General features: G+C 59.9%; 9 protein-coding genes and 3 tRNA genes. All 12 read left to right on the plus strand.

Annotated elements, in window-relative coordinates; genetic code table 11:
- The first annotated feature begins 163 nt into the window (after window positions 1-163).
- The 12 genes from truA (at window position 164) to PMI23_RS21995 (ending at window position 9,620) form a co-directional block, all read left to right on the plus strand.
- On the plus strand, window positions 164-988 hold the full coding sequence (gene truA, locus PMI23_RS21940; protein WP_034152768.1) for a tRNA pseudouridine(38-40) synthase TruA: 825 nt from the start codon (window positions 164-166) through the stop codon (window positions 986-988).
- A 65-nt stretch (window positions 989-1,053) separates the two neighbouring features.
- Window positions 1,054-1,674, plus strand: a complete 621-nt coding sequence (locus PMI23_RS21945) for a phosphoribosylanthranilate isomerase (RefSeq protein ID WP_007913453.1) — start codon at window positions 1,054-1,056, stop codon at window positions 1,672-1,674.
- A 227-nt stretch (window positions 1,675-1,901) separates the two neighbouring features.
- Entirely contained in the window at window positions 1,902-2,822 is a 921-nt protein-coding gene (accD, locus tag PMI23_RS21950; protein WP_007913458.1) for an acetyl-CoA carboxylase, carboxyltransferase subunit beta, read from the plus strand.
- The gene (folC, locus tag PMI23_RS21955; protein ID WP_007913459.1) at window positions 2,819-4,126 is read left to right on the plus strand and encodes a bifunctional tetrahydrofolate synthase/dihydrofolate synthase; all 1,308 of its coding nucleotides are present in this window, start codon (window positions 2,819-2,821) and stop codon (window positions 4,124-4,126) included. Before accD ends, folC begins: the two co-directional genes overlap by 4 nt.
- On the plus strand, window positions 4,110-4,760 hold the full coding sequence (locus PMI23_RS21960) for an SPOR domain-containing protein (RefSeq protein ID WP_007913460.1): 651 nt from the start codon (window positions 4,110-4,112) through the stop codon (window positions 4,758-4,760). The genes folC and PMI23_RS21960 overlap by 17 nt, the downstream gene beginning before the upstream one ends.
- A gap of 98 nt (window positions 4,761-4,858) precedes the next feature.
- On the plus strand, window positions 4,859-5,419 hold the full coding sequence (locus PMI23_RS21965) for a CvpA family protein (protein WP_007913461.1): 561 nt from the start codon (window positions 4,859-4,861) through the stop codon (window positions 5,417-5,419).
- A gap of 41 nt (window positions 5,420-5,460) precedes the next feature.
- Window positions 5,461-6,966, plus strand: coding sequence for an amidophosphoribosyltransferase (purF, locus tag PMI23_RS21970; protein ID WP_007913462.1), 1,506 nt, complete (start codon window positions 5,461-5,463; stop codon window positions 6,964-6,966).
- Window positions 6,967-7,039: 73 nt separating this feature from the next.
- Window positions 7,040-8,251: an O-succinylhomoserine sulfhydrylase gene (locus PMI23_RS21975; RefSeq protein WP_007913463.1), complete on the plus strand. Its 1,212-nt coding sequence runs from the start codon at window positions 7,040-7,042 to the stop codon at window positions 8,249-8,251.
- Window positions 8,248-9,024 (plus strand): SDR family oxidoreductase, encoded by a 777-nt coding sequence (locus tag PMI23_RS21980; protein WP_007913464.1) that lies wholly within the window; start codon window positions 8,248-8,250, stop codon window positions 9,022-9,024. Before PMI23_RS21975 ends, PMI23_RS21980 begins: the two co-directional genes overlap by 4 nt.
- Before the next feature lie 216 nt (window positions 9,025-9,240).
- Window positions 9,241-9,316, plus strand: a tRNA-Val gene (locus PMI23_RS21985).
- 56 nt (window positions 9,317-9,372) lie between these two features.
- Window positions 9,373-9,449: transfer RNA gene (locus PMI23_RS21990), tRNA-Asp, on the plus strand.
- A gap of 94 nt (window positions 9,450-9,543) precedes the next feature.
- Window positions 9,544-9,620: transfer RNA gene (locus PMI23_RS21995), tRNA-Asp, on the plus strand.
- Window positions 9,621-9,784: the final 164 nt, after the last annotated feature.

The following is a 9,784-nucleotide window of genomic DNA, read 5'->3' on the forward strand; positions in this document are numbered from 1 at the left end:
CGGCAGCTCCTACAGGGGAACGCCATCTCATGTAGGAGCTGCCGAAGGCTGCGATCTTTTGATCTTGAAACTGGTATCCCCGGTCCACAGCCTTATAATGCCCGCCTTTGCACAAACAGCAGGCTGTCCCACCTTGGCAAACATAGATAACCCGGTCGCCGAAATGGCTCCCGACGGCTTTTACCGCGTCGCGTTGGGCGTTGAGTACAAAGGCTCGCGTTACAGCGGCTGGCAGCGTCAGTTGACGGGTGTGGCGACGGTGCAGGAAGAGCTGGAAAAAGCCCTGTCGAAAGTCGCCAACTCACCGGTTTCGCTACAGTGCGCCGGACGCACCGACGCCGGCGTGCATGCCTGCGGACAAGTGGTGCACTTTGATACAACGGTCGATCGTTCGCTGAAAGCCTGGGTCATGGGTGCCAACATCAATCTGCCCCATGACATCAGCGTCAGTTGGGCGCGGGTGATGCCGGCGCATTTCCATGCGCGGTTCAAAGCCATCGCCCGGCGCTATCGCTACGTGATCTACAACGATCAGATTCGCCCGGCGCATCTCAATGAAGAAATCACCTGGAATCATCGCCCGCTGGATGTCGAGCGCATGGCCGAGGCCGCGCAGTATCTGATCGGCACTCACGATTTCAGCGCGTTCCGCGCCGGTCAGTGCCAGGCCAAGTCGCCGATCAAGAAGATGCATCACCTGCGCGTGACCCGTCACGGCAAGATGATCGTGCTCGATATTCGCGCCAATGCCTTCCTGCATCACATGGTGCGCAATATCGCTGGCGTGCTGATGACCATTGGTGCTGGCGAGCGTCCGGTGGAGTGGATGAAGGAAGTCCTCGAAAGCCGCGAGCGCCGCTCCGGTGGGGTGACCGCGCATCCGTACGGCTTGTATCTGGTACAGGTCGAGTACCACGACGAATTTCCGTTGCCCGAGCGTTTTATCGGGCCACATTTCCTTACGGGTTTCTCCGAACTTGACGGCTGACGCCCTCGAACGCTTTTGTTACCATCCGGGACTTTCCCGGATTTTGCCTCGGAGTTTTTCTCGATATGTCAGCCGTTCGCAGCAAGATCTGCGGGATTACCCGCATAGAAGATGCGCTGGCCGCCGTTGAGGCCGGGGCGGATGCGATCGGGTTTGTGTTCTATGCCAAGAGTCCGCGTGCGGTAACCGTACAGCAGGCGCGGGCGATTATTCAGGCATTGCCGCCGTTTGTGACTACCGTAGGGCTGTTCGTCAATGCCAGCCGTTGCGAGTTGGGTGAAATCCTCGACGCCGTGCCGCTGGATTTGTTGCAGTTTCATGGTGATGAAGACGCTGAAGACTGCGAAGGCTGGCATCGTCCGTACATCAAGGCGTTGCGGGTCAAGGCCGGTGATGACATTGCGGCGGCGGTTGATGCCTATCCGAGCGCCAGTGGCGTGCTGCTCGACACTTATGTCGAAGGTGTGCCCGGCGGAACCGGTGAGGCGTTCGACTGGTCATTGATTCCGCAGACGTTGAGCAAGCCGTTGATTCTCGCGGGTGGTTTGACCCCGGAGAACGTCGCAGATGCCGTGGAACGGGTAAAACCGTATGCGGTGGATGTCAGTGGCGGGGTGGAAGCGAGCAAAGGCATCAAGGATCACGCAAAGATCCGCGCGTTCATCAACGCCGTAAAAGGAATATAGGAACCTGCCGGTTCCGATATTGATGTGACGGCTGGCAGTCTGCCGCCGTCCATCAATGCACTTGCACAAAGCAGGCGCGGCTGAGGGTTTCTGGATCGCACGCAGGTCATGTTTCGCGCTGATCGTGGCAGTCCGGCAACCATCGCCACACACATGAATTTAGCTGAAGGGCATACGCGGGGCTGCGAACCAGAGCGTTCGGGCCGCCGGTACTGGAGAAAGAAAGCATGAGCAACTGGTTAGTAGACAAACTGATCCCTTCGATCATGCGTTCCGAGGTCAAGAAGAGCTCGGTCCCTGAAGGTCTGTGGCACAAATGCCCGTCTTGCGAGGCGGTGTTGTATCGTCCAGAGCTGGAAAAGACCCTGGACGTTTGCCCTAAATGCAACCACCACATGCGCATCGGCGCACGTGCGCGCATCGACATTTTCCTCGATGCCGAAGGTCGCAATGAACTGGGCGCCGATCTGGAGCCGGTTGACCGTCTGAAATTCCGTGACGGCAAGAAGTACAAGGATCGCCTGACCGCTGCCCAAAAGCAGACTGGCGAAAAAGACGCGCTGATCTCCGTCAGCGGTACCTTGCTGGGCATGCCAGTGGTGGTTTCGGCCTTTGAATTCGCCTTTATGGGCGGTTCCATGGGTGCCATCGTCGGTGAGCGCTTCGTGCGCGCCGCCAACTACGCGCTGGAAAATCGCTGCCCGATGATCTGCTTCGCTGCCTCCGGTGGTGCACGCATGCAGGAAGCGCTGATCTCGCTGATGCAGATGGCCAAGACTTCGGCTGTGCTGGCGCGTCTGCGTGAAGAAGGCATTCCATTCATCTCCGTACTGACCGACCCGGTCTACGGTGGTGTTTCGGCGAGTCTGGCGATGCTTGGCGACGTGATCGTCGGTGAGCCGAAAGCCCTGATCGGCTTCGCCGGTCCGCGCGTTATCGAACAAACCGTGCGTGAAAAACTGCCGGAAGGCTTCCAGCGCAGCGAATTCCTGCTGGAGCACGGTGCGATCGACATGATTATCCACCGTCAGGAACTGCGCCCGCGCCTGGGTAACCTGCTGGCACAGATGACTGGCAAGCCGACGCCGAAATTCGTCGCCGCGCCAATCGAGCCAATCGTGGTTCCTCCGGTACCTGCTGGCCTATGACCGAGCGCACCCTTGGCGAATGGCTCGCCTACCTTGAGCAGTTGCATCCGTCGGCCATCGACATGGGTCTGGAGCGTTCGCAACAGGTAGCGTCCCGCATGGGGCTGGGCCAGCCGGCGCCTCGGGTGATCACGGTCACTGGCACCAACGGCAAGGGTTCGACCTGCGCTTTCGTGGCTTCATTGCTGCGGGCGCAGGGCCTGAGCGTTGGTGTCTACAATTCCCCGCACCTGCTGCGTTATAACGAGCGGGTGCAGATCAATGGCGTAGAAGCTACTGACGCGCAGCTGTGTGAAGCCTTCGCGGCGGTCGAGGCCGGGCGCGGCGATACTTCGCTGACTTACTTCGAAATGGGCACCCTCGCGGCGTTCTGGCTGTTTCAACAGGCCGGGCTTGATGCGGTGGTGCTGGAAGTCGGTCTGGGCGGGCGTCTGGATACGGTCAATGTGGTCGACGCCGATATCGCGCTGGTCACCAGCATTGGCGTCGATCATGCCGACTATCTGGGCGACACCCGCGAGTCCGTGGCTTTCGAGAAGGCCGGAATTTTCCGTCAGGGCAAACCTGCCTTGTGCGGCGATCTGAATCCTCCGCAACCATTGCTGGACAAGGCGCGTGAACTGGCCTGTCCGTTTTTCCTGCGTGGGCGTGACTTCGACCTCGGTATTACTGATCAGCACTGGCAATGGCGCGGCACCGATGCGCAGGGGCAAGTGGTTGAACTGCGTGACTTGCCGCTGCTCGATCTGCCGATGGAAAACGCCGCACTGGCGTTGCAGGCGTATCTGCTGCTCGGTTTGCCGTGGGATTCGCAACAGATTGTGGCGGCATTGCAGGCGACGCGCGTGGTCGGTCGACTGGATCGTCGCTCGTTCGAGTGGAGCGGCAAGCGTCTGAATCTGTTGCTGGATGTTGGGCACAATCCGCATGCGGCCGAGTATCTGGCCCGCCGGCTGGCCTCGCGACCACCGGTCGGCAAGCGCCTGGCGGTGTTTGGTCTGCTGGCGGACAAGGATCTGGATGGTGTTGTCGGCGAGTTGAATGCTAGTGTCGAGCATTGGGCGGTAGCGCCGCTGGATTCACCGCGTGCTCGGCCGGTGAGTGAGTTGCATGCGGCCCTGCAGAACCTTGGCGCGTCCGTCACGTCTTATGACAGTGTCGCCGCCGCGCTGGAAGGGCAGTGCGCGGTAGCCACCAGCGACGACGAGATTCTGTTGTTCGGATCATTTTATTGTGTCGCCGAGGCCCTTGAATGGTTAGCCCGGCGCTCCACGGAGGAAGCGGCAAATGGCTTTGCTGGATAAAGCGTACAAGCAGCGCATGGTTGGCGCTTTGGTGCTGGTTGCGCTGGCGGTGATCTTCCTGCCAATGCTGTTTTCCCGCCAGGACGAGCAGCGTCAGGTAACCGTTGAGGCACCGGCAGCTCCGCAAGCGCCGGCCATGCCGCAAGTGCAAATGGAAACGGTGGCCGTGCCTGAGCCGCAAGCCTTGCCGCAGGAGCCAGTGCCAACGGATGAAGAAGTCGCCGAAGACACAGCGCCTGCTGCGCCCGTCGCACCGGCGCCAACAGCGCCTATCATGATCACCAAGCCTGTTGCGCCGCCCGCGGTGGCCAAGCCGATTCCGGCACCTGCTCAGCCGATCACTGCATCCTCGAGCAAGCCGGACACCACGCAAAGCCGCGTCGATGCCAACGGCCTGTCGGTGAGCTGGTCGGTGCAACTGGCCAGTCTGTCGAGCCGCGCCAGCGCCGAAAGCCTGCAGAAAACCCTGCGCAGTCAGGGCTATAACGCCTACATCCGCTCGGCCGATGGCAAGAATCGGGTGTTTGTCGGCCCGCTGATCGAGCGTGCCGAGGCTGATCGTCTGCGTGATCTGTTGGGTCGTCAGCAGAACCTCAAGGGTTTTGTTGTACGCTTCCAGCCTGAGCGCGGTTGAAAACTATCACCTCGATTGAAATGCACTGACAATCGCAGCTTACCGAGAGGCATGCGCTCTGCTAAAATGCGCCGCCTTATCCGTCTGTAGGCTGCACTGTGCCATTTACCTGGGTTGACTGGGCGATCGTTGCAATCATCGCCATCTCCGCTTTGATCAGTTTGAGCCGCGGCTTCGTCAAGGAAGCATTATCGCTGGTGACCTGGATCATCGCAGGAGTCGTCGCCTGGATGTTCGGTGGCTCATTGTCCGAGTACCTCGCCGGATACATCGAAACCCCATCGGCTCGCGTGATCGCGGGCTGTGCCATCATGTTTGTCGCCACACTGATCGTGGGCGCAATGATCAATTATCTTATCGGCGAGTTGGTACGCGTCACCGGGTTGTCCGGGACCGATCGATTCCTCGGCATGGCCTTCGGCGCAGCGCGTGGCGTGTTGCTGGTGGTCGTGGCGGTCGGGCTGTTGAGCCTGGGGCCGGTACAGCAGGACGGGTGGTGGAAAGAATCACAGCTCGTACCAAAATTTCTATTGGTCGCTGATTGGTCCAAAAACCTGATTCTCGGGTGGAGCAGTCAGTGGCTTGCCAGCGGAATCAGCGTACCCGCTGATATTCCGTTCAAGGAGCAACTCTTGCCGTCGGCGAAAACGCCTCAGTGAGTGTTGTTCAGTTCAGATCCATTAAGTAGGGGTTGCGTCGCATGTGTGGCATCGTCGGTATCGTCGGTAAGTCGAACGTCAATCAGGCGCTGTATGACGCGCTAACCGTGCTCCAGCACCGCGGCCAGGACGCTGCCGGTATCGTGACCAGCCATGATGGCCGGTTGTTCCTGCGCAAGGACAATGGCTTGGTGCGTGACGTGTTTCAACAGCGTCACATGCAGCGTCTGGTCGGCCACATGGGCATCGGTCACGTCCGTTACCCGACCGCGGGCAGCTCGACTTCGGCCGAAGCCCAACCGTTTTACGTCAACTCGCCTTACGGCATCACCCTGGCGCACAACGGTAACCTGACCAACGTTGAACAGTTGGCCAAAGAGATCTACGAATCCGACCTGCGTCACGTCAACACCAGTTCCGACTCGGAAGTGCTGCTCAACGTGTTCGCCCATGAGCTGGCCCAGCGCGGCAAGCTGCAACCGACCGAAGAAGACGTGTTTGCCGCCGTGACCGACGTGCACAACCGTTGCGTCGGCGGTTATGCGGTAGTGGCCATGGTGACCGGTTACGGCATCGTCGGTTTCCGCGACCCGCACGGCATCCGTCCGATCGTGTTCGGCCAGCGTCACACCGACGAAGGCGTCGAGTACATGATCGCCTCGGAAAGCGTTTCGCTGGACGTGCTTGGTTTTACCCTGATTCGCGACCTGGCGCCGGGCGAAGCGGTCTACATCACTGAAGACGGCAAGCTGCACACCCGTCAGTGCGCGACCAACCCGTCCCTGACTCCGTGCATTTTCGAACACGTCTACCTGGCGCGTCCGGATTCGATCATCGACGGCGTTTCGGTCTACAAGGCCCGTCTGCGCATGGGTGAGAAGCTCGCTGAGAAGATTCTGCGCGAGCGTCCAGAGCACGACATTGACGTGGTTATCCCTATTCCGGACACCAGCCGTACCGCGGCACTGGAACTGGCCAACCACCTGGGCGTGAAATTCCGCGAAGGTTTCGTCAAGAACCGTTACATCGGCCGTACCTTCATCATGCCGGGCCAGGCTGCGCGCAAGAAGTCGGTACGCCAGAAGCTCAACGCCATTGAGCTGGAGTTCCGCGGCAAAAACGTGATGCTGGTCGACGACTCGATCGTGCGCGGCACCACTTGCAAGCAGATCATCCAGATGGCCCGCGAAGCCGGCGCGAAAAACGTCTACTTCTGCTCGGCGGCTCCAGCGGTTCGCTTCCCGAACGTCTACGGCATCGACATGCCGAGCGCGCACGAACTGATCGCGCACAATCGCTCGACTCAGGACGTGGCGGATCTGATCGGTGCTGACTGGCTGATCTATCAGGACCTGCCTGACTTGATCGAAGCGGTCGGTGGCGGCAAGATCAAGATCGAGAACTTCGATTGCGCAGTGTTCGACGGCAAGTACGTTACCGGCGACGTCGACGAGGCGTACCTGAACAAGATCGAACAGGCGCGTAACGACTCCTCGAAGATCAAGACCCAGGCGGTCAGTGCGATCATCGATCTGTACAACAACTGAGTTTCTACCGGCCCTGAGGGGCCGGTTTTGTATCTGACTTTCAATTTTCGCGAACAGGGCAAGGAGTGACAGCATGAGTCAGGAATGGGATGCCGGTCGGCTGGACAGCGATCTCGAAGGCGTAGCGTTCGATACCCTGGCCGTACGTGCCGGTCAGCACCGTACGCCGGAAGGCGAGCACGGTGATCCGATGTTCTTCACCTCCAGCTACGTGTTCCGCACCGCCGCCGATGCGGCCGCAAGGTTTGCCGGCGAAGTGCCGGGTAACGTTTACTCGCGTTACACCAACCCTACCGTGCGTGCGTTCGAAGAGCGCATTGCTGCGCTGGAAGGCGCCGAGCAAGCCGTTGCGACCGCCACCGGCATGGCCGCCATCATGGCGGTGGTGATGAGCTTGTGCAGCGCCGGCGATCACGTGCTGGTTTCGCGCAGTGTGTTCGGTTCGACCATCAGTCTGTTCGAGAAGTACTTCAAGCGTTTCGGCGTTGAAGTCGATTACGTACCGTTGGCCGATCTGTCGGCCTGGGATGCGGCGATCAAGTCGAACACCAAACTGCTCTTCGTCGAATCACCATCCAATCCTTTGGCGGAACTGGTCGATATCACCGCACTGGCTGAAATCGCTCACACCAAAAGCGCGATGCTGGTGGTCGACAACTGCTTCTGCACGCCCGCTTTGCAGCAGCCGCTGAAAATGGGGGCTGACATCGTTGTGCACTCGGCAACCAAGTTCATCGACGGCCAGGGCCGTTGCATGGGCGGCGTGGTTGCCGGTCGCAGCGAGCAGATGAAAGAAGTCGTCGGCTTCCTGCGCACTGCCGGGCCGACCTTGAGCCCGTTCAACGCATGGATCTTCCTCAAAGGTCTGGAAACCCTGAACCTGCGGATGAAGGCGCACTGTGCCAATGCCCAGGAGCTGGCCGAATGGCTGGAGCAGCAGGACGGCATCGAGAAGGTCCATTACGCCGGTCTCAAGAGTCATCCGCAGCACGAGTTGGCCCGGCGTCAGCAGAAGGGCTTCGGTGCGGTGGTGAGTTTTGAAGTCAAGGGCGGCAAAGAGGGCGCGTGGCGCTTTATCGATGCAACCCGCTTGATTTCGATCACGGCCAACCTCGGTGACAGCAAAACCACCATCACGCACCCGAGCACCACGTCTCACGGCCGCCTGGCGCCGCAGGAGCGTGAAGCTGCGGGTATTCGTGACAGCCTGATTCGCATCGCGGTCGGTCTGGAAGATGTAGTCGACCTGCAAGCCGACCTGGCGCGCGGTCTGGCGGCGTTGTGATCGAGTTGTCCACTCCGTCAGCGGGTACCCATGGCCGCGTTGCGCTGGTCACGGGGGCCGCGCGTGGCATCGGTCTGGGGATTGCGGCGTGGTTGATCAGCGAAGGCTGGCAAGTGGTGCTGACGGATCTGGATCGTGCGCGCGGTTCGAAAGTGGCGAAGGTGCTGGGCGAAAATGCCTGGTTCATCGCGATGGACGTTGCTGATGAGGCTCAGGTTGCGCTGGGCGTCGCTGAAGTATTGGGACAGTTTGGTCGCCTCGATGCACTGGTGTGCAACGCGGCGGTCGCTGACCCGCACAACATCACGCTCGAAAGCCTCGACCTGGCTTACTGGAATCGCGTGCTGGCGGTAAACCTCAGCGGGCCGATGTTGCTGGCCAAGCACTGTGCGCCGTATCTGCGTGCGCACAACGGTTCGATCGTCAATCTGGCCTCTACTCGTGCGCGGCAGTCGGAGGCGGACTCCGAGGCGTATGCGGCGAGCAAGGGCGGTTTGTTGGCGCTGACGCATGCGCTGGCAATCAGTCTGGGGCCGGAGATTCGCGTCAACGCCGTCAGTCCGGGCTGGATCGATGCGCGCGATCCTTCTGCACGTCGAGCGGAGCCTTTGGCGGATGCTGATCATGCTCAGCATCCGGCGGGCAGGGTAGGGACGGTCGAGGACGTGGCGGCCATGGTCGCCTGGTTGCTGTCGAGGAATGCCGGGTTTGTCACCGGGCAGGAGTTCGTCGTCGATGGCGGCATGACGAAAAAGATGATCTACAGCGAGTAGATCGCCTTTTTCTCTGAATTTGCGTTGAATCAACTGACGCCTTCGCGAGCAGGCTCGCTCCCGCATTTGGAATGCAGACCCCCTGTGGGAGCGGGTTCGCTCGCGAAAGCGGTTTTGCAGGATGGAAACAATTTCGTCTTTTTCAGAAAAACTTCAATCCTGCTATTGACTTAGGTCTGCTACCTGCGTAAATTTCGCGGCCTCGGAGATGCAAACGGGTGATTAGCTCAGCTGGGAGAGCGTCTGCCTTACAAGCAGAATGTCGGCGGTTCGATCCCGTCATCACCCACCACTCCCCGAGAAACTTGCGTAAGCAAGAACGTAGGCTGAAAGTGCCTGCACCGACGCGCAGCGGTAGTTCAGTCGGTTAGAATACCGGCCTGTCACGCCGGGGGTCGCGGGTTCGAGTCCCGTCCGCTGCGCCATATTTTACGAGTCAGGCATTGTCTGGTTCGCGATTGCAAGGCACCGAAGCCTGCAGTCAAAACGAGTTACTTGAGCGCAAGCTCAAAGCGATACGCAGCGGTAGTTCAGTCGGTTAGAATACCGGCCTGTCACGCCGGGGGTCGCGGGTTCGAGTCCCGTCCGCTGCGCCATATCTGCTTCAAGGACCACTGAACGCCTTGAAGCACCGAAAGCAACCTTTGGTTGATTCGGAATCGATAGCAAAGACCCTGGTCGAAAGACCGGGGTTTTTTGTGTCTGAAATTTTCCTTCCGCTCCCATCACGCAACCCGGCTCCCTGTAGGAGCTGCGGCAC

The sequence above is a fragment of the Pseudomonas sp. GM24 genome (genome assembly GCF_000282235.1).
Taxonomy (GTDB): Bacteria; Pseudomonadota; Gammaproteobacteria; order Pseudomonadales; family Pseudomonadaceae; genus Aquipseudomonas.